This is a genomic window from Bacillus sp. SIMBA_008 (assembly GCF_046535495.1).
Classification (GTDB): Bacteria; Bacillota; Bacilli; order Bacillales; family Bacillaceae; genus Bacillus; species Bacillus subtilis.
The window spans coordinates 105880-127276 of record NZ_JAWRWL010000007.1; the positions used below are offsets into that span (position 1 = coordinate 105880).

Genomic DNA, 21397 nt, shown 5'->3' on the forward strand with positions numbered 1-21397 from the left:
TCCGTGAAGAAAGGTGCAGACACTATGAATACCATTAAAAAAATCAAGAACATTTATCCTCTGAGTCATATGCAGGAAGGGATGCTGTTTCATTCCTTCCTCCGTAAAGAGGAGGGGGCGTATGTTGAGCAGTCGCTCTTCACCATTAAAGGAAGCCTCAGCTATGACTGGTTCCAGCGCAGCATTCAAGCCATTATCGACCGCCATGATATTTTCAGAACCGTGTTTTTGCCGCACGTCCCGCATTTGTCGGGACCTCGGCAAGTCGTGATGACAGAACGTGAATTCCATTTGAACAGCGAAGACATTTCTCATCTGCCAACAAACGACCAGAATGAGTATATTGAACGCTTTAAAGAGAAGGACAAGCAAAAAGGCTTTGATCTGCAAAAAGACATGCTGATGCGGATTTCTCTATTCAAAACAGCTAAAGATGAGCATGTCTGTATCTGGAGTCACCATCATATTTTAATGGACGGATGGTGCCTAGGTATCGTTATGCAGGAATTTATGCAAATTTATCAATCGATTCATACAGGAAAACCGCTTTCATTAGACCCTGTCCGTCCGTACAGTACCTATATTTCCTGGCTGACAAACCGAGACAAAGAAAAAGCAGCGGCCTACTGGGATACCTATTTAAAAAACTACAGCACTCCATCACCTCTGCCTCGTGTGTCTGATAAAGAAACAAAAGAAGGTTATCACCGTGAAGATTTGATATTTTCATTAAATAAACCACTGACAGACAAGCTGAAAGAGACTGCCAAACAACACGGCGTCACGCTCGCTATCCTAATTCAGGCGGTCTGGGGTGTGATGCTGCAGCAATATAATCGCACAGACGACGTTGTGTTTGGCGCAGTTGTATCAGGAAGACCGTCAGAAATCCCGGGCGTGGAGCAAATGATAGGGTTGTTTATCAATACCATACCGATTCGAATTAAAACACATCAAGACGAAACGTTTCACGAGCTGCTCATACGCTGCCAGAAAGAAATGCTGGAAGCTGAGCCGTTTACCTGCCAGCCTTTATTTGATATTCAGGCAAACACCGCATTAAAACAGGAACTGATTGATCACATTATCGTCTTTGAAAACTATCCGTTACAGCAGAAAATCGCCGATTCCGCTGATCAAACCGATTCACCGCTGCAAATCGATCAAGTTCAAGTATCCGAGCAATCAGGATATAACTTTAATCTTGTCGTTGCTCCCGGCGAAGAGCTTGTCATCAAGTTCAGCTATAATGCATTCGTTTACGATGCTGCCTGGATCAGCTGTATCAAGAGGCAATTTACGCAAGCGCTTAGCACAGCTGCACAGCACCCTCATATGCCAATTGCTGATTTTTCTTTTCTTGATGCAACAGAAAAAGAGCAGATTGTCACACAGTTCAACAATACAAAAACGGAGTATCCAAAGAATCATACAATTATCGATTTATTTCGCGAACAAGCAGAAAAGACGCCAGACCATACCGCACTTGTGTATGGCAATATGTCTATTTCGTATAAAGAGCTTGATAAACGCTCTAATGCGCTCGCCAGAGAGTTAATTCAAAAGGGATTTCGGAAAAACGAGACAGCCGGAATATTGGCTGCACATTCTCCCGAATTCATGATCAGTGTGCTTGCCGTATTAAAAGCAGGGGGAGCATACCTCCCGCTTGATGCGGAGCTTCCGCCTGAACGAGTCAGCTTTATGCTTGAGGAAACGCAAGCAAAAATGCTGATTGTTCAAAAGGGGCTGGAGCAAAATGCTGCGTTCTCAGGAACATGTATCATTTCAGATGCGCAGGGATTGATGGAAGAGAACGATTTCCCTATTAATATCAGCTCCAGCCCGGATGATCTTGCGTACATCATGTATACCTCAGGATCAACAGGCCGGCCGAAAGGGGTCATGATCACGAATCGCAATGTCGTGTCCCTTGTCAGAAACAGCAATTACACGTCTGCGTCCGGTGATGACCGGTTTATTATGACTGGATCTATCAGCTTTGACGCCGTCACCTTTGAAATGTTCGGGGCACTTTTAAATGGCGCAAGCCTTCATATCATTGATAAATCGACAATGCTGACACCTGATCGGTTTGGAGCGTATTTGCTTGAAAATGACATTACAGTGCTATTTTTAACGACAGCTCTTTTTAATCAGCTGGCACAGGTACGAGCTGACATGTTTCGCGGACTCCATACGTTATATGTCGGAGGAGAAGCACTCTCTCCTGCTCTGATGAATGCTGTCAGACACGCCTGTCCAGATCTCGCGCTTCATAATATTTACGGGCCTACGGAAAACACGACTTTTTCAACCTTTTTTGAAATGAAGAGAGACTATGCGGGGCCGATTCCGATTGGAAAACCAATCAGCAATAGCACCGCTTACATCTTAGATACAAAAGGACGTCTTTTGCCAATAGGCGTTCCCGGCGAGCTTTGTGTTGGCGGTGATGGTGTCGCTAAAGGCTATTTGAACAGAGATGACCTGACAAATGCTGTTTTTTCTCCTCATCCTTTCTTGTCTGGAGAAAGAATATACCGTACCGGTGATTTGGCGCGCTGGCTGCCTGATGGAAACTTAGAATACATCAGCAGAATTGACAGGCAAATGAAAATCCGCGGAAAACGAATTGAGCCTGCCGAAATAGAAGCGCGCCTGTTAGAAATGGAAGGCGTTCAAGAAGCAGCAGTGACATTGAGAGAAAAAGATGGAGAGGCGCAGCTGTACACTCATTACGTCGGCGATCACAAAAAAACAGATACGGATTTTCGCGCCGATTTGGCGCGTGTGCTTCCAGACTATATGATCCCGCAGCACTGGGTGCGTGTGGAGCGGATGCCGCTTACCGGAAACGGAAAAATAGACCGCAGCGCGCTGCCTATTCCAGAAAATAAGCCTACCAAACGACAGGACATCATATTGCCAAGAAACTTGGTTGAAGAAGAATTAGCGAACATTTGGAAGCAAGTTCTCGGTGTTAACACAATCAGTATTGATGATGACTTCTTTGCTATTGGCGGACATTCACTAAAAGCACTGCAAGTCATACATACACTAAAACATCAGCAGAACATTGACATACCGATTGATTTCTTGTTCGAACATCCGACAATTGCTCAGCTTGCCGAGAAACTTTATTCTAAACAGCTGACAGCGGCAAATGAACAGCATGTGATCAAACTGAACCAGCACGGCGCGCAAAATCTTTTCTGCTTCCCGCCGATATCAGGATTTGGCATTTATTTTAAAGACCTTGCTTTATTACTGAATGAGAAGGCAGCCGTATACGGGTTTCACTTTATTGAACAAGACACCCGCATTGAACAATATGTTAATTGCATGACGGACATACAGCCTGAGGGCCCATACGTTTTATTAGGCTACTCTGCTGGCGGAAACCTGGCTTTTGAAGTGGCACAGGCTATGGAGCGCAAAGGATTAGAAGTCAGTGACTTCATTATCGTGGACGCTTATCTAAAAGAACAGCCTTTGCCTATCGATACCGGGAATGACGAATCTGCAGCATATCTGCCTGAAGCAGTCAGAGAAAAGGTGATGAAGAAAAAAAGAAACTATCAGGAATATTGGGCACAATTGCTGAATGAAGGCCACATCAAAGCAAGCATTCATTTCATCGAAGCTGGAATCCACCCCGAAACCAGCGGGCATACAGGCTTAACGAAATGGGAAGGCGCCTGCGGAAACTATAGTGCGTACACGGGTTTTGGCGCTCATAAAGACATGCTGGAAGGAACATATGCTGAAAAGAATGCTGACATCATCCTCGACATTTTAGAAAAGATCACTTCAAATCAAGTAATACTGCACAAACGATAAAGCGGATTAGCGGACAGAGGCCATTCTCTGTCCGTCTTTCTTTTTGTATCAAGAATGGATAAGGGACACTTGGGAATGATAACATCATCCTTTTTCTTGGAGGCTTCTCAATGGACCGTCTTTCTTTTCTAACTTTTATCATGCTGATTCTAGCCAGTTACAGGCTGACACATTTGATTGTATTTGACAAAATCACAGAATTTATCCGAAAACCTTTTATGAAAAAGAAAAGGATTGTTGATCAAAACGGGCATGTAGATGAAAAAAGCGTGCCGGCTTCTAACTTTGGATACATGCTCAATTGCTACTGGTGTGCCGGTGTTTGGTGTGCCATCTTGATCGGACTTGGCTATCTTTTTTTGCCTCGTATTGCAATACCGCTGATCTTTATTTTAGCCATTGCCGGAGCACAAGCGATCCTTGAAACGGCTGTCGGTGTCGGCGTAAAACTTATTGACGTGTTAAAAAGTTTGCAAACCATGATGAATGATAAAAAGTCCTAAAAGCGGTTCACAACATGCTTTAGGACTTTTTTCGTTTATTTAGTGAGATAGACATTCTGTTAATCACCCTTTTATAGCCCGGGAATACCGTAATAGCGAGTGAAAGTGATGTAATGGGGGAGAAGAAACAGAATGAAGGTTTGCCAAAAGTCGATTGTCCGTTTCCTTGTCAGCTTGATCATCGGAACGTTTGTCATTTCCGTTCCGTTTATGGCCAATGCGCAGTCTGACAGAGAGCTGAGAGCCGTATGGATTGCTTCCGTATTAAATATTGATTGGCCGTCCAAAAAAGGGTTATCTGTGAAAGAGCAAAAACAGGAGTATATCAAACTGCTGGACGATGTGCAAAAAATGGGAATGAATGCCGTTATCGTTCAGATTAAACCGATGGCTGATGCCTTTTATCCGTCAGCTTACGGGCCTTGGTCGGAATACTTAACCGGTGTCCAAGGGAAGGACCCGGGCTATGATCCTCTTGCATTTATAATTAAAGAAACCCATAAACGAAATTTGGAATTTCACGCGTGGTTTAATCCTTACCGTATTACAATGAATCATACAGATCTTAATAAATTGTCTGAGGATCACCCGGCAAGGAAACATCCAGATTGGGTTGCCGCCTATGGAAACCAGCTGTATTATCATCCAGGCATTCCAGAAGCGAGAGATTTTATCGTCAAAGGCATTGAAGAAGTCGTAAAACATTATGATATCGATGCTGTTCATATGGATGATTATTTTTACCCTTATAAAATAGCGGGACAGGAATTTCCTGATCAAGCACAGTACGAACAATACGGAAAAGACGCTTTTTCTAATATCGATGACTGGCGGCGGGACAATGTGAACCAGCTTGTCAAACAAATCAACCAAACAATTAAAGCTGCAAAACCGTATGTCAAATTCGGCATCAGTCCCTTTGGAGTATGGAGAAACGCCGCAGATGACCCGACCGGATCGAATACAAAAGCAGGCGTCAGAAATTATGACGATCTATATGCAGACACAAGGCGTTGGATCCAAGAAGGCGACATCGATTATATTGCTCCGCAAATTTATTGGAGTATCGGCTTTAACGCAGCGGCGTACGACGTGCTGGCTGATTGGTGGAGCAATGAAGTCAAAAATAGGCCTGTTCACTTATATATTGGCCAGGCAGCATATAAAATCAATAACAATTTTGATCCGCCTTGGTCCGACCCTGAGGAATATGTGCGGCAAATCACTTTGAACCGCCAGCTTGAACTGGTGAAAGGAAGCATGCATTTCAGCCTCAAGGACCTCAACAAAAATCCGCTTGGCATCAAAGACAGGCTCATCGCCGATCTTTACAGCAAGCCGGCACTGGTTCCGCAAATGCCTTGGCTTGACAATACCGCCCCAAAAAAACCGAAGCTTACGAAAGTCACCGAAGACAAAAACGGCAATCTTCTGCAGATTAAAGATCACCCATCAAATCAAAAAACGAAAGAAACAGCCTATTATGCGATATACAGAGCCGAAGGGAAAAAGCAGAGAACATTGCTGGCAACGCAAAGAAAAACACATGAGCAACAAACCTTCTTAGATAACACGGCAGATCCTAACAAGAAATATACGTATTATGTCACTTCAGCAGACCGGCTTCATAACGAAAGCAAGGCTTCCAAACGAACAACAAAATAAGAAATGAGAAGGACGGCTTTCTAAGTCGTCTTTTTTTAAAAGTGATTTTGGAGACAGGAAACGATGGTAAACCCCTGTAGGCGGTGTTTGGACATTTTCCATTATTGGAATCTGAGAAGCTAGTACTAAGTAAAATCGAAGAGAAACACGTACAGGACGTGTTTTACGTTTTCATTTCTCGTCTGGTTAGGTGCCACATTATTTTTTGTGCTGTTCGAAGATGCTGTGTTGACTGATACGGCTGAAGAAGCCTTTTTGACGAACTTTCTTCTCTTGGAAGCGGGCACCGCTCTTGTTTTATGCCTTGTGTTCTTTCTCTATCAAAAACTCGATCAATCACAGTTCGCGGTGATCAAGCTAGGTATATGGGGATCAGCGGTCGGTTTATTGATGGATACGATTTCCCTTTGGAATCTCCCCTCATCTTCCCGGCTTTATCAAAGGGCCAAGTTATTGCGTTTGCGATATGGATGGTATGCGCCTACGGATTCAGTTTTAATTTTCAGACTTTTCTTGTCAGGGAATGATTATAGAACTCGCCTAATAGGATGTTACAAAGATGTGAAGGAGGAAACGATGTGAATTTTGAGCTGACAAAAGAACAACAAATGGTGCGTGAAATGGTAAAAGATTTTGCGAAAAAAGAAATTGCTCCTCACGCTGAACATGTAGATCAAACAGGCGAGTTCCCGATGCAAACATTTAAAAAAATGGGTGAACTCGGTCTGATGGGTATTCCATTTCCAGAAGAATACGGCGGATCTGGCGGTGATACGATTTCATATGCCTTAGCGGTTGAAGAAGTCGGCAAAGCCTGCGGCAGTACTGGATTAAGCTATGCTGCAGCGGTCTCGCTAGGCGCAAGCCCTCTATACTACTTCGGAACAGAAGAGCAAAAACGGACGCATTTGACGCCGCTGGCTTCAGGCACAGCACTCGGATCATTCGGCCTGACGGAGCCAAATGCAGGCTCAGATGCAGGAGGCACTCAAACAAAAGCGATTTCAAATGGTGACGAGTATGTAATCAACGGTGAAAAGTGCTGGATCACTAATGCAAGCTACGCACGCACAGTTATTGTGACTGCAGTAACAGGCAAAAACAAAGATGGAAAAAACATCATCTCCGCATTAATCGTGCCAACTGACACACCAGGACTTACGATTACGAGCCCGTACGATAAAATGGGCGTCCGCGGTTCGAATACAGCGGAAATTTTGCTTGAGGATGTAAGAGTGCCTGCGGCCAACTTACTCGGCGACCCAACAAAAGGGTTTAAACAGTTTCTATATACGCTGGACGGTGGTCGAATCTCCATCGCTGCTCTTGCAGTCGGCATTGCTCAAGCGGCCCTTGACGCATCATTGGCATATGCGAAAGAACGAAAGCAGTTTGGACAGCCGATTTCTTCCTTTCAAGCGATTCAATTTAAGCTTGCTGACATGGCGATGGAAATTGATCTGGCACGGCAAATGGTGTTAAAAGCCGCCTGGCTGAAAGACCATAACCGCCCGTTCACCAAAGAAGCGGCGTACGCCAAGCTATTCGCATCTGAAATGGCGACAAGAGCTTGCAATCAAGCCATTCAAATCCATGGAGGTTCAGGCTATATGAAAGAGTATGGGGTGGAACGGATGCTGCGGGACGCAAAATTAATGGAAATCGGTGAAGGCACATCTGAAATTCAGCGTCTCGTGATCGCCAGACAGCTTTTAAAATAAAAATGTAAACGCTTTCCCATCATTAAGAAAGGAGGAACAATCAATGGCTGAACTCATCCATTCCACAATCGGCAGGCTGCTGGAACAAACAGCTGAAGCGCATCCCGATCGAGATGCTGTTGTTTATCCAGACCTAAATATCCGCTATACGTACGCCCAATTTGACAATCTTTGCCGTCAAACCGCTAAAGGTCTCATGCGGATGGGGATTGGAAAAGGAGATCACGTCGCCATATGGGCTTCTAATATCCCTGAATGGCTTGCCGTCCAGTTCGCAACTGCAAAGATCGGAGCCGTGCTCGTAACCGTCAATACCAATTATCAAGCACACGAGCTTGATTACTTGTTAAAGCAATCGGATGCCGCCGCGCTTATCATCATGGATTCATACAGGGGCACTTCTTATCCAGACATCGTGAGCAGTTTAATTCCAGAACTGCAAGAAGCAAAGCCCGGCCAACTGAAATCTGAACGCTATCCCTTTTTAAAAACGCTGATCTATATTGGCAATAAACGGTTGCCTGGCATGTATCATTGGGACGATACAGAGATATTGGCGAAAACAGTGACAGATGCTGAGCTTGAAGAGAGAATGAACAGCCTGGATAAAGACGATGTGATTAATATGCAATACACATCAGGAACGACAGGGTTTCCAAAAGGCGTGATGCTGACCCATTTTAATGTCATCAATAACGCTGCCAATATCGCTGAATGTATGGCTTTATCCTCTCAAGACCGCATGTGCATCCCGGTTCCGTTTTTTCACTGCTTTGGATGCGTGCTTGGGGTTTTGGCATGTGTATCCGTCGGGGCAGCCATGATACCCGTGCAAGAATTTGATCCCGTTACCGTCCTTAAAACGGTAGAAAAAGAGAAATGCACAGCGCTCCATGGTGTGCCTACCATGTTTATCGCCGAGCTGCATCATCCGGATTTTGATGCATATGATCTATCGACGCTCCGAACAGGAATCATGGCCGGCTCTCCCTGTCCAAGTGAAGTGATGAAAGCTGTGATTGAAAGGATGGGCATGAAAGACATTACGATCGCCTATGGACAAACCGAAGCCTCGCCAGTCATTACACAAACGAGAGCAAATGATTCCTTCATAAGAAGAGTCGAAACAACCGGCCGCGCCCTGCCACATACTGAGGTGAAAATTGTAGAACCTGGGACATGTCAAGAAGTTCAAAGAGGCATGCAGGGAGAACTGTGCACCCGTGGCTATCACGTCATGAAAGGCTATTATAAAGACAAAGAAGCGACCAGAAAAGCAATCAATCATGACGGATGGCTGTTTACCGGAGATCTTGCTGTCATGGATGAAGACGGGTACTGCCGCATCACCGGAAGATTAAAAGATATGCTCATCAGAGGCGGCGAGAACATTTATCCGCGGGAAATTGAAGAATTTTTATACCGGCATCCCGCTGTTTTAGATGTACAGGTGGTTGGTGTGCCTGACGCCAAATTCGGGGAGGAAGCTGCAGCCTGGATTAAACTGAAAGACGGTAAAAGCGTTTCACCTGATGAGCTTAAAGCCTATTGCAAAGGGAAAATCGCCCGCCACAAAATTCCGCGTTATGTTATTTTTACGGATGACTATCCGATGACGGCCTCAGGCAAAATTCAAAAATATAAACTGCGAGAAAAAACGATTGAAATGTTCAACTTATCATCAAGTCAATGAGGTGAAATCATGTTTACAAAAGTACTGATCGCCAACCGCGGAGAAATTGCAATGAGAATTATCCGAACATGCAGCCGTCTCGGCATTAAAACGGTCGCGGTTTATTCAGAAGCAGACAAGGACGCGCCCCATACAAAAGCCGCTACAGAGGCTTATTTGATCGGGGAATCGAGAGTCAGTGAAAGTTATTTAAATATAGAGAGAATCATAAAGACGGCGAAAAAAGCAAATGCCGACGCGATCCACCCGGGATATGGATTGTTATCAGAAAACAGCCGGTTCGCTGAACGCTGCAAGCAAGAAAACATCGTGTTTATCGGACCTTCCCCTGATATCATCGCAAAGATGGGCAGCAAAATTGAAGCGCGAAAAGCAATGGAGGCTGCAGGTGTCCCTGTGGTGCCGGGCGTTTCTGAATCCCTCGGAGATATAGAGGCAGCCTGCCGCACCGCAAGTCAAATCGGCTATCCTGTCATGCTGAAAGCTTCAGCGGGCGGAGGCGGCATCGGAATGCAGCGTGTTGAAAATGAAGAAGCATTAAAAAAAGCGTACGAGGGAAACAAAAAGCGCGCAGCAGATTTTTTCGGTGACGGGTCGATGTATATAGAAAAAGTTATTGAACATGCGCGTCACATCGAGGTTCAGCTTTTGGCCGATCAACACGGCCATACAGTACATCTGTTTGAACGTGATTGCTCTGTTCAGAGGCGCCACCAAAAAGTCATTGAAGAAGCACCGTCTCCATTTGTAGACGATGAACTAAGAATGAAGATCGGGCAAACAGCGGTAAAAGCAGCGAAGGCAATCGGCTATACGAACGCAGGCACCATCGAATTTATAGTTGACCAGAAGCAAAATTTTTATTTCCTCGAAATGAATACGAGACTGCAAGTTGAACACCCCGTGACTGAAGAAATAACAGGCCTGGACTTAGTTGAGCAGCAGCTGCGAATTGCTGCGGGCCATACACTCACATTCTCCCAAAAAGACATCCAACGGAACGGGCATGCGATAGAGGTTCGAATATACGCGGAAGATCCCAAGACCTTCTTCCCGTCACCAGGTACGATCACTGCGTTTTCACTTCCTGACCAAAAAGGAGTCAGACACGAATGTGCGGTAGCAAAAGACAGCACCGTTACCCCTTTTTATGACCCGATGATCGCTAAGATGATTGTCAAAGGCCAAACCAGAACAGAAGCAATTGAAAAACTAGAGACAGCGCTTCGCGACTATCGTGTAGAGGGAATCAAAACAAATCTTCCGCTTCTCATACAGGCTGCGGCAACAAAGGCATTTAAAGAAGGGGATGTCACGACTGACTTTTTGAAACAACACCTATAAAGGAGGCAGTTGTCATGACGGTTAGCATACAAATGGCAGGAAACCTGTGGAAAGTCCACGTCAAAGCCGGCGACCAAATCGAAAAGGGCCAGGAGGTAGCCATTTTGGAATCGATGAAAATGGAAATCCCGATCGTTGCAGATAGAAGCGGAATCGTAAAAGAAGTCAAAAAAAATGAAGGCGACTTTGTAAATGAAGGAGACGTACTGCTCGAACTGAGCGATTCCACTCAATAATTTGGAGGAAGACCATGTCATATCCTAAAAAAGTGACAATCAAAGAAGTCGGCCCGCGTGACGGCTTACAAAACGAGCCCGTATGGATCGCAACAGAGGATAAAATAACCTGGATCAACCAGCTTTCCCGGACAGGGCTTTCGTATATTGAAATCACATCCTTCGTTCACCCGAAATGGATTCCGGCGCTTCGAGATGCTATCGACGTAGCAAAGGGCATCAACCGTGAAAAAGGGGTAACGTACGCGGCACTTGTCCCGAATCAAAGAGGACTGGAGAATGCGCTTGAAGGAGGCATTGACGAAGCTTGCGTTTTTATGTCCGCCAGCGAGACGCACAACAGAAAAAACATCAATAAATCCACTTCTGAATCCCTTCATATACTCAAACAAGTAAACAACGACGCACAAAAAGCAAACCTCACAACAAGAGCCTACCTCTCGACTGTATTCGGCTGTCCGTACGAAAAAGATGTCCCCATTGAACAAGTCATTCGCCTTTCAGAAGCTCTATTTGAATTTGGAATTTCTGAACTGTCGCTTGGAGATACGATTGGAGCGGCTAATCCCGCCCAAGTGGAAACTGTACTTGAAGCTCTTTTGGCACGATTCCCGGCTAATCAAATTGCCTTGCATTTTCATGATACGAGAGGAACCGCTCTGGCCAACATGGTCACAGCACTCCAAATGGGCATAACGGTGTTCGACGGCTCGGCAGGCGGGCTTGGGGGATGCCCATATGCGCCAGGTTCATCAGGAAACGCCGCAACTGAGGATATCGTGTACATGCTTGAACAGATGGATATCAAAACAAATGTAAAGCTCGAAAAACTGCTATCTGCGGCCAAATGGATTGAAGAAAAGATGGGCAAACCGCTGCCGAGCAGAAATTTACAGGTGTTTAAATCATCTTGATAAAAGGGAGGACGCATACAATGGGAGACTCTATTCTTTTTACTGTTAAAAATGAACATATTGCGTTGATCACCTTAAACAGGCCTCAGGCAGCAAATGCTCTTTCAGCGGAAATGCTTAGAAACCTGCAAATTATTCTTCAGGAAATTGAATTCAACTCAAACATCCGCTGTGTCATCCTCACAGGCACCGGTGAAAAAGCGTTTTGTGCAGGGGCAGACCTGAAGGAACGGATAAAACTGAAAGAAGATCAGGTTCTGGAAAGTGTATCTCTCATTCAAAGAACGGCGGCTTTACTTGATGCCTTGCCGCAGCCGGTCATAGCTGCGATAAATGGAAGCGCATTAGGCGGCGGACTAGAATTGGCATTGGCATGCGACCTTCGAATCGCAACTGAATCAGCTGTGCTGGGACTTCCGGAAACAGGGTTAGCTATTATCCCGGGCGCTGGAGGGACCCAAAGGCTGCCCCGGCTGATTGGCAGAGGAAAAGCAAAAGAATTCATTTATACAGGCAGACGCGTGACCGCACACGAAGCAAAAGAAATCGGCCTTGTAGAGCATGTCACGGCTCCTTGTGACCTTATGCCAAAAGCAAAGGAACTGGCCGCAGCCATTTCTGCCAACGGGCCGATCGCTGTCCGTCAGGCTAAATTTGCAATCAATAGAGGATTGGAGACAGATCTCGCTACAGGCCTTGCGATTGAACAAAAAGCGTATGAACAAACCATCCCGACAAAAGACAGGAGAGAAGGGCTTCAGGCCTTTCAAGAAAAAAGACGGGCCGTATACAAGGGAATATAAAAGGGAGGCAATGCTCATGGATTATGAAAAGGAACGAACAGAACGGGCTGAACGGATTCGAAAAGGCGGAGCGGAAAAGTATCATCAAAGCAATCGGGAAAAAGGCAAGCTCTTTGTCAGAGAGCGGCTTTCCCTTCTCTTTGACGATGACATTGAGCTAGAAGACGCTTTTTTTGCGGAATGTATGTCAGACGGGCTTCCCGCTGACGGAGTTGTAACCGCTATCGGCAAAATCGGCGGCCAAACCGTTTGCGTCATGGCGAATGATTCAACAGTGAAAGCGGGGTCATGGGGAGCAAAAACAGTTGAAAAAATCATCAGAATTCAAGAAACCGCCGAAAAATTAAACTGTCCGCTCATTTATTTAGTCGATTCGGCAGGCGCCCGAATTACCGACCAAATCAATGTCTTTCCAGGGAGACGCGGTGCAGGAAGAATTTTTTACAATCAAGTCAAATTATCGGGACGCATTCCGCAAATCTGTCTGCTTTTCGGACCATCTGCAGCAGGTGGCGCTTATATTCCGGCCTTCTGTGATATCGTCGTTATGGTAGACGGTAACGCCTCCATGTATTTAGGCTCGCCAAGGATGGCGGAAATGGTTATTGGCGAAAAAGTGTCTCTTGAAGAAATGGGTGGTGCCCGTATGCATTGCTCAATCTCCGGCTGCGGAGATATTCTTGCAGAAACTGAAGAAGAAGCCATACAGCTGGCGCGGGCTTATTTGTCTTACTTTCCGGCAAATTTTCAAGAAAAAGCGCCCATTCATGAGAAACGCCCGCCAAAACACTTCAAAACTCCGCTTGCCGACGTCATTCCGCAAAATCAAAACGCACCTTTTGATATGCATGAGCTGATTGAGCGGGTCATAGATGAAGACTCATTTTTTGAGATCAAAGCCTTATTTGCACCGGAATTATTGACGGGCCTCGCACGAATCCACGGACAGCCTGTCGGCATTGTTGCAAACCAGCCGAAGGTAAAAGGAGGCGTCTTATTCCACGATTCAGCAGACAAAGCGGCTAAGTTTATTACCTTATGTGACGCTTTTCATATCCCATTGCTGTTCTTAGCCGATATCCCCGGTTTTATGATTGGCACAAAAGTAGAACAGGCTGGGATTATCAGACACGGAGCGAAAATGATTTCTGCGATGTCGGAGGCAACTGTTCCAAAACTCTCTGTCATTGTCCGAAAAGCTTACGGGGCTGGGTTGTATGCAATGGCAGGGCCGGCATTTGAACCGGATTGCTGTCTAGCGCTCCCAACCGCCCAAATCGCCGTCATGGGCCCTGAGGCAGCTGTAAACGCTGTCTACGCTAAAAAAATCGCCGAGCTGCCAGAAGAAGAGAGAGCCGCATTTATCAGCAGCAAACGGGAGAAATACAAAGAGGACATCAATATCTACCGTCTGGCTTCAGAAATGATCATTGATGCTGTTATCCCAGCCAATTCGCTGCGTGATGAGCTTGCCAAACGGCTCAAGGCATACATGACAAAGGAAATGACATTTACCAATCGAAAGCATCCGGTTTATCCGGTGTAAAAGCAAGAACTTAGGAGCGCAAAAAAAGCGCTCCTTTGTATATTTACAATAACAACATTATGTCAACTAATTACCATTGCATAAAACGCTTGGTTTTTTAGAATAGTAAATAAAGGCTGCCGCACCTCTAGCGGCAATTGTCAGTTTATCATAAAAAGGGGCCTACATTATGTATCATTTATATTCACATAACGACTTGGACGGAGTAGGGTGCGGAATCGTAGCAAAATTAGCGTTCGGAAAAGACGTAGAGGTCCGATATAACTCTGTCAATGGCTTAAACGCACAGGTGCAGTACTTTTTAGAAAAAGCGAAGGAGAGCAACAGACAGGACGCGTTATTCATCACCGATCTCGCAGTCAATGAAGAAAACGAAGAGAGATTGAATGAGTATGTTCATGCAGGGGGCAAAGTGAAGCTCATTGACCATCATAAAACAGCCCTTCATTTGAATGAGCATGAATGGGGATTTGTCCAGGTGGAATACGATGATGGAAGGCTCACATCCGCGACATCGCTTTTATATGGCTATCTCGTTGAAAATGGCTTCATGAAACCGACAAATGCCTTAGATCAATTCACAGAGCTCGTCCGCCAATACGATACATGGGAGTGGGAGCGGTACGATCAAAAACAGGCGAAGCGGCTTAATGATCTTTTCTTTTTGCTGTCAATCGATGAATTTGAAGCAAAAATGATCCAGCGCCTTTCCGCGCATGACGAATTTTTCTTCGATGATTTTGAAGAAAAACTGCTTGATTTAGAAGACGAAAAAATCGAGCGCTACCTCCGCAGAAAGAAAAGGGAAATGGTACAAACCTTTGTTCACGAACACTGTGTAGGCATCGTTCACGCTGAATCGTACCATTCAGAGCTGGGGAACAGGCTAGGGAAAGATAACCCGCACCTCGATTACATTGCGATTTTGAGCATGGGGTCAAAACGAGTCAGTCTCCGCACCATTCATGATTACATCGATGTGTCAGAAATCGCCGGCCGATATGGCGGCGGAGGGCATGCAAAAGCGTCCGGCTGTTCAATAACCGATGAAGTATACGAGTTGTTTGTAGCTGAAGCTTTCCGTATTGATCCTGTACGGCCGGATGCCTTCCGTAACATCTATAATCTAAAGGGATCTGCGAATGGATCATTATATGAAAATCGCGCACAAATGAGATTTTTTCTTTTCCCTTTAGACAACGAATGGAATATTCAAATTAACGGAGAAACCCAAGACGAAACATTCGCAGCGTTTGAAGAGGCAGAATGGTTTATTAAGAGAAATTATGCCGCATCGCTCGTGCGGGATGAAGTGTTTGTCGCATTTTTAGCGGAGAATCTGAAGCTGGCAAATCAACATCGGAAGTAAAAATATATGCATAGGGGAGCGTCAGTCACCCCTATGCATATCCGCTAGCTATCGTTTAAATATGGCTGTACGTTTCTTAATCACAAAATAAAGGGCTATCACGACAACAGCCAATATCATAATCGGTGTTGTATAAGTGCCCGCTATATTCTCAACATCATCCCACTGGCTTCCTAGCTGTATGCCTAAATAAACAAACAGAATAGACCATGGAATGATAGCAAGCACAGTCAGTACCACAAATTTGAGAAAAGGCATTCTGGCAATACCTGCCGGAATGGATATGGCATGTCTGACAACCGGTATAAAACGAGCCGAGAAGACAACTCCGGCGCCGTATTTCTGAAACCAGTTTTCCGACATGTCGATATGATGCTTTTTAATCAATAAATACTTCCCGTATTTGTCCAGAAATGGCCTGCCGCCATAGCGACCGATCCAGTAAATAAAGATCTGGGCAATGGTGCCCCCGATAACACCCGCAATAATTGCGCCAATAAATCCAATCGTGCCCTCCGATACCATATAGCCGCCATAAGCTAATACAATCTCACTCGGAATGATTTCAATCATTAACCCAATCGCAATACCCGCATATCCCATGTTCGTCAGCCATGTTAAAATTTCGCTTATCAAACTGCCCACATTCTTCACAACCTGTCCTAATCTTTTTCACTATTATATGACTGATTGACGAGCAAGATGGTTACAATTTTTTTACCGCAGCATTTCTTTCGTTTCCCGTTTGATCACATCTTCTAAATAGGCCAAAAGCTGAGATCTCATTTCGGGACGCATTAAGCCGATTTCGGTGCTCGCTTTAAAACAGCCTAGCTTATCGCCAATGTCATATCGATTTCCTTCCAGCAGCCGGGCATGGATCGGCTCCTTACGGCAAACCTCACGAAGCGCATCTGTCAGCTGAATTTCGTTGCCCGCGCCTCTGCCAATTGTCTTCAAAACGGAGAAGATCGAAGAATTCAGCACATAACGTCCCATCACTGCGATTTCCGAAGGCGCTTCTTCAGGAGAAGGCTTTTCCACTAAATCGTTCACTTCGTATATATGCCCTTGAGACCCTGATGTATTTATAATACCATATTTGCTGACATCCTCAGGGAGAACTGACTGTACACCGACAACCTCTGTGCCATAAACGTCATATACATCCATTAATTGCCGAAGAGCCGGTGTTTCAGACACCATAATATCATCACCTAAGAGAACGGCAAAAGGCTCATCTCCGATAAAATGCTCCGCACACAGCACCGCATGGCCTAATCCGAGCGGTTCTTTCTGGCGGATGTAATGAATGTTGGCCAAATCGGCAATCTGCTGCATTTCCTTAAGTGTCTCCGTCTTGCCTTTTTCCCGGAGATTGAATTCCAATTCCGCCGACCGATCAAAATGATCTTCAATCGAGCGTTTGTTTCTCCCTGTAATAATCAGTATATCTTCAATTCCTGACTCTGCGGCCTCTTCTACAATATATTGGATTGCTGGTTTGTCGACGATTGGGAGCATTTCTTTAGGCTGCGCCTTTGTCGCCGGCAGAAATCTCGTTCCTAAACCCGCTGCGGGTATAACCGCTTTTCTCACTTTTTTTCTCATTCATCTTCACTCCTGATCCTGTATGTTTTTCAGCGAATCTCCAAATACCCAGATTCGGTTTCCGATAAAATTCATCATCATTCCGCCGATAGTGGCGGCGAGCTTACTCACCAAAAGCGAGCAGCCGCAATTTTGAAACAAATAAAGCAGCAAAAAGGTGATCCCCGACGCGGCAATATTAATCATGAGAAAACGTGCGATCTCTTTCCCGTCAGCCTTACCTTTCACACAAAACGTCCAATTCCGGTTCCACACATAGCTGTTGATGATACCTGCAGTATAGGAGCAGATCTGCGCCGGCAGATAAGAGACATGACAAGCGGTAAGAAGAAAGAAGACACCAAAATCTATCAGCGTATTGCCGACGCCTACGGTGCAAAAACGGCCTAATGTCTTTATTTTTTCTTTCAGCGTAACGAACCTCCCTTCATAAAAGATGCGAGTGGCAGTCATATTTGTTGATATGGATTACTATAGCGGACAGTGTTGAATAAACAATTAATAAAATATGAACAAAACATGAAAAAGCGGGTATACCGCTCAATAGTCTTATACTCTTGAAAAAACAGCCGCATTGAACGGCTGTTTTTTGTGTCTGAAAACATACAAATATAAACGGAGTGTTAGCCCCATCTTATCAATGAATAAATGTATCCAGTTCCTTTGTAGAATCGAACACTAACTCCTCCAAAAGTTTCTATACACAATTTTTTTAATGATGTAGGATGTTAGATAAAGGGATATCTTGGATAATGATGTAATCTCCGTTCAATGTGATTAGTGGGAGGCCATGAACAATCCTGTCTTTTTATTTTCTGGACAATGGTCGCTAGGAATGGGGAAGTTTTTTTGAACAATTTTGAAGGAGTGGTGCGATCTCCTCGAAGAAAGGAGAGAATGGAGACATATGAAGATGAGCTTTCAGAACAACTGGGAACATTGCTAAACAGCTTCCGGCTACTTTATGCGTGCAATCTTCATGACCTGTTGTCATCAAATTCCAAAAGAAAATCCCCCATTTTAAGGAAAAAGGAGGATGTGAAGTGATGAGGAAAAAGTGTAGCGTATGTTTATGGATTCTTGTTTTACTTTTGAGCTGCTTAGCTGGGAAGTCTGCGTATGCTGCCACAGGTACTACAATTGCAAAACATATAGGGAATTCAAACCCGCTTATCGACCATCATTTGGGAGCGGATCCGGTTGCGCTGACCTATAACGGAAGAGTCTACATCTATATGTCAAGTGATGACTATGAATATAATAGCAACGGAACAATTAAAGATAATTCATTTGCCAATTTGAATAGAGTATTCGTCATATCTTCAGCGGATATGGTGAACTGGACAGACCACGGAGCCATTCCGGTAGCAGGTGCCAATGGAGCTAATGGAGGCCGTGGAATTGCAAAATGGGCAGGTGCGTCATGGGCACCGTCAATCGCAGTTAAAAAAATGAATGGCAAGGATAAATTCTTCCTTTATTTCGCAAACAGCGGCGGAGGTATCGGGGTTCTCACCGCAGACAGCCCGATTGGTCCATGGACCGACCCAATCGGAAAACCGCTCGTAACGCCAAGTACGCCAGGAATGTCTGGTGTTGTATGGCTTTTTGATCCGGCAGTATTTGTAGATGACGACGGAACCGGTTACCTGTATGCCGGCGGAGGCGTTCCTGGCGGTTCAAATCCAACGCAGGCACAATGGGCCAATCCTAAAACGGCTAGAGTCATAAAATTGGGGCCTGATATGACGAGTGTTGTTGGAAGTGCATCTACAATTGATGCGCCTTTCATGTTTGAAGATTCGGGATTGCACAAGTATAACGGAACATATTATTACTCCTATTGCATTAATTTCGGCGGCACGCACCCGGCCGATAAACCCCCGGGTGAGATCGGCTACATGACCAGTTCAAATCCCATGGGTCCCTTTACATATAGAGGGCACTTCCTGAAAAATCCGGGTGCATTTTTCGGAGGTGGCGGAAACAACCATCATGCTGTTTTCAATTTTAAAAACGAGTGGTATGTGGTGTACCATGCGCAAACTGTCAGTTCCGCTCTGTTCGGGGCCGGCAAAGGATACCGTTCTCCACATATTAATAAGCTGGTGCATAACCCAGATGGATCCATCCAAGAGGTAGCAGCAAATTATGCAGGTGTAACACAACTTTCCAATTTGAATCCTTATAACCGGGTAGAAGCTGAAACGTTTGCTTGGAATGGACGCATTTTGACAGAGAAGTCCACAGCACCCGGCGGGCCAGTAAATAATCAGCATGTAACAAGCATTCAAAATGGAGACTGGATTGCTGTAGGAAATGCAGACTTCGGAGCGGTCGGTGCCAGGTCATTTAAAGCAAATGTAGCATCCACTTCAGGCGGGAAAATAGAAGTGCGCCTCGACAGTGCAGACGGTAAGCTTGTTGGAACTCTGAATGTACCTTCAACAGGCGGAGCGCAAACGTGGAGAGAAATAGAAACTGCAGTAAGCGGGGCAACCGGTGTGCACAAAGTATTCTTTGTATTTACCGGAACAGGTACAGGAAACTTGTTTAATTTTGATTACTGGCAGTTTACGCAAAGATAGTACTCGTAATGGGACCGCTTAAAAACGAGGCGGGTGAAGTACGGGCGGGCACCGGAACAGCCCGCCATTATGGATATGCCATGCAGATTTTTTAATACCGTAAAAGACACATGACGAAGGAGAGGAATAAATGATTCCACGCATAAAAAAAACAATTTGTGTACTATTAGTATGTTTCACTATGCTGTCAGTCATGTTAGGGCCAGGCGCTACTGAAGTTTTGGCAGCAAGTGATGTAACAGTTAATGTATCTGCAGAGAAACAAGTGATTCGCGGTTTTGGAGGGATGAATCATCCCGCTTGGGCTGGGGATCTTACAGCAGCTCAAAGAGAAACTGCTTTTGGCAATGGACAGAACCAGTTAGGATTTTCAATCTTAAGAATTCATGTAGATGAAAATCGAAATAATTGGTATAAAGAGGTGGAGACTGCAAAGAGTGCGGTCAAACATGGAGCAATTGTTTTTGCTTCTCCTTGGAATCCTCCAAGTGATATGGTTGAGACCTTTAATCGTAATGGTGACACATCGGCTAAACGGCTGAAATACAACAAGTACGCAGCATACGCGCAACATCTTAACGATTTTGTTACCTTCATGAAGAATAATGGTGTGAATCTTTACGCGATTTCGGTACAAAACGAGCCTGATTACGCTCACGAGTGGACGTGGTGGACGCCGCAAGAAATACTTCGCTTTATGAGAGAAAACGCCGGATCGATCAATGCCCGCGTCATTGCGCCTGAGTCATTTCAATACTTGAAGAATTTGTCGGACCCGATTTTGAACGATCCGCAGGCTCTTGCCAATATGGATATTCTCGGAACCCACCTGTACGGCACCCAGGTCAGCCAATTCCCTTATCCTCTTTTCAAACAAAAAGGAGCGGGGAAGGACCTTTGGATGACGGAAGTATACTATCCGAACAGTGATAACAACTCGGCGGATCGATGGCCCGAGGCATTGGATGTTTCACAACATATTCACAATGCGATGGTAGAGGGGGACTTTCAAGCTTATGTATGGTGGTACATCCGAAGATCATATGGACCTATGAAAGAAGATGGTACGATCAGCAAACGCGGCTACAATATGGCTCATTTCTCAAAGTTTGTGCGTCCCGGCTATGTAAGAATTGATGCAACGAAAAACCCTAATGCGAACGTTTACGTGTCAGCCTATAAAGGTGACAACAAGGTCGTTATTGTTGCTATCAATAAAAGCAACACAGGAGTCAACCAAAACTTTGTTTTGCAGAATGGATCTGCTTCAAACGTATCTAGATGGATCACGAGCAGCAGCAGCAATCTACAACCTGGAACGAATCTCACTGTATCAGGCAATCATTTTTGGGCCCATCTTCCAGCTCAAAGCGTGACAACATTTGTTGTAAATCGTTAAGAGCACAAAGACACACATAAATAATAGAGTGTCTGAATTGGCGATTTTTCCGATTGGGAAATCGCTTTTTTATTTTGTTGCTGAATTACAGGAAGAAGAAAGGATGACATAAAAACAGCATAGCTTTAATCTTCATCTTTTCTAGTTTACATAATATATATT

17 protein-coding genes and 1 pseudogene are annotated in these 21397 nt (G+C 44.9%); 15 read left to right on the forward strand and 3 right to left on the reverse strand.

Going from position 1 to position 21397, the window contains the following annotated elements; genetic code table 11:
• Window positions 1-3: 3 nt before the first annotated feature.
• The 13 genes and pseudogenes from ppsE to nrnB all read left to right on the forward strand — a co-directional run bounded on the left by ppsE (window position 4) and on the right by nrnB (window position 15637).
• The gene (gene ppsE / locus SB658_RS19855) at window positions 4-3843 is read left to right on the forward strand and encodes a plipastatin non-ribosomal peptide synthetase PpsE (protein ID WP_410602165.1); all 3840 of its coding nucleotides are present in this window, start codon (window positions 4-6) and stop codon (window positions 3841-3843) included.
• 110 nt (window positions 3844-3953) lie between these two features.
• A complete protein-coding gene (locus SB658_RS19860) occupies window positions 3954-4346 on the forward strand; it encodes a DUF1360 domain-containing protein (RefSeq protein ID WP_003231518.1) in 393 nt (130 codons plus the stop codon).
• 132 nt (window positions 4347-4478) lie between these two features.
• Window positions 4479-6011 carry a glycoside hydrolase family 10-like protein gene (locus tag SB658_RS19865; protein WP_144500557.1) on the forward strand — a complete coding sequence of 511 codons (1533 nt, stop codon included), beginning with the start codon at window positions 4479-4481 and terminating at the stop codon, window positions 6009-6011.
• 83 nt (window positions 6012-6094) lie between these two features.
• On the forward strand, window positions 6095-6247 hold the full coding sequence (locus tag SB658_RS19870; protein WP_128484044.1) for a hypothetical protein: 153 nt from the start codon (window positions 6095-6097) through the stop codon (window positions 6245-6247).
• A pseudogene (locus tag SB658_RS19875) lies at window positions 6237-6538 on the forward strand (DUF5367 family protein). Before SB658_RS19870 ends, SB658_RS19875 begins: the two are co-directional and overlap by 11 nt.
• A gap of 51 nt (window positions 6539-6589) precedes the next feature.
• Complete coding sequence (locus tag SB658_RS19880; protein WP_024572330.1) at window positions 6590-7732, forward strand: acyl-CoA dehydrogenase; 1143 nt, start codon at window positions 6590-6592, stop codon at window positions 7730-7732.
• A 43-nt stretch (window positions 7733-7775) separates the two neighbouring features.
• The gene (locus SB658_RS19885; protein WP_144500558.1) at window positions 7776-9425 is read left to right on the forward strand and encodes an AMP-binding protein; all 1650 of its coding nucleotides are present in this window, start codon (window positions 7776-7778) and stop codon (window positions 9423-9425) included.
• A gap of 9 nt (window positions 9426-9434) precedes the next feature.
• Entirely contained in the window at window positions 9435-10769 is a 1335-nt protein-coding gene (locus SB658_RS19890; protein WP_086343898.1) for an acetyl-CoA carboxylase biotin carboxylase subunit, read from the forward strand.
• A 14-nt stretch (window positions 10770-10783) separates the two neighbouring features.
• Window positions 10784-11005, forward strand: coding sequence for an acetyl-CoA carboxylase biotin carboxyl carrier protein subunit (locus SB658_RS19895; RefSeq protein ID WP_014476962.1), 222 nt, complete (start codon window positions 10784-10786; stop codon window positions 11003-11005).
• Between the two features lie 14 nt (window positions 11006-11019).
• Window positions 11020-11919 (forward strand): hydroxymethylglutaryl-CoA lyase, encoded by a 900-nt coding sequence (gene ldeG, locus SB658_RS19900; protein ID WP_017696501.1) that lies wholly within the window; start codon window positions 11020-11022, stop codon window positions 11917-11919.
• 20 nt (window positions 11920-11939) lie between these two features.
• A complete protein-coding gene (locus SB658_RS19905; RefSeq protein ID WP_128422257.1) occupies window positions 11940-12722 on the forward strand; it encodes an enoyl-CoA hydratase in 783 nt (260 codons plus the stop codon).
• Between the two features lie 10 nt (window positions 12723-12732).
• Entirely contained in the window at window positions 12733-14268 is a 1536-nt protein-coding gene (locus SB658_RS19910) for an acyl-CoA carboxylase subunit beta (RefSeq protein WP_080477773.1), read from the forward strand.
• A 169-nt stretch (window positions 14269-14437) separates the two neighbouring features.
• Window positions 14438-15637 carry an oligoribonuclease NrnB gene (gene nrnB, locus SB658_RS19915; protein WP_017696504.1) on the forward strand — a complete coding sequence of 400 codons (1200 nt, stop codon included), beginning with the start codon at window positions 14438-14440 and terminating at the stop codon, window positions 15635-15637.
• A 48-nt stretch (window positions 15638-15685) separates the two neighbouring features.
• On the opposite strand, the gene uptA is transcribed toward nrnB, so the two are convergent.
• The 3 genes from uptA to SB658_RS19930 form a co-directional block, all read right to left on the reverse strand.
• Window positions 15686-16282 carry an undecaprenyl phosphate transporter UptA gene (uptA, locus tag SB658_RS19920; protein WP_003231529.1) on the reverse strand — a complete coding sequence of 199 codons (597 nt, stop codon included), beginning with the start codon at window positions 16280-16282 and terminating at the stop codon, window positions 15686-15688.
• Window positions 16283-16354: 72 nt separating this feature from the next.
• Window positions 16355-17248, reverse strand: coding sequence for a UTP--glucose-1-phosphate uridylyltransferase GalU (gene galU / locus SB658_RS19925; RefSeq protein ID WP_085187645.1), 894 nt, complete (start codon window positions 17246-17248; stop codon window positions 16355-16357).
• 6 nt (window positions 17249-17254) lie between these two features.
• Window positions 17255-17701 (reverse strand): GtrA family protein, encoded by a 447-nt coding sequence (locus SB658_RS19930; RefSeq protein WP_085187648.1) that lies wholly within the window; start codon window positions 17699-17701, stop codon window positions 17255-17257.
• A 593-nt stretch (window positions 17702-18294) separates the two neighbouring features.
• Here SB658_RS19930 and xynD point away from each other — a divergent pair.
• Both xynD and xynC read left to right on the forward strand, forming a co-directional pair.
• On the forward strand, window positions 18295-19836 hold the full coding sequence (gene xynD, locus SB658_RS19935; protein WP_120363434.1) for an alpha-L-arabinofuranosidase: 1542 nt from the start codon (window positions 18295-18297) through the stop codon (window positions 19834-19836).
• Between the two features lie 130 nt (window positions 19837-19966).
• Entirely contained in the window at window positions 19967-21235 is a 1269-nt protein-coding gene (gene xynC / locus SB658_RS19940) for a glucuronoarabinoxylan endo-1,4-beta-xylanase XynC (RefSeq protein WP_029317861.1), read from the forward strand.
• Window positions 21236-21397: the final 162 nt, after the last annotated feature.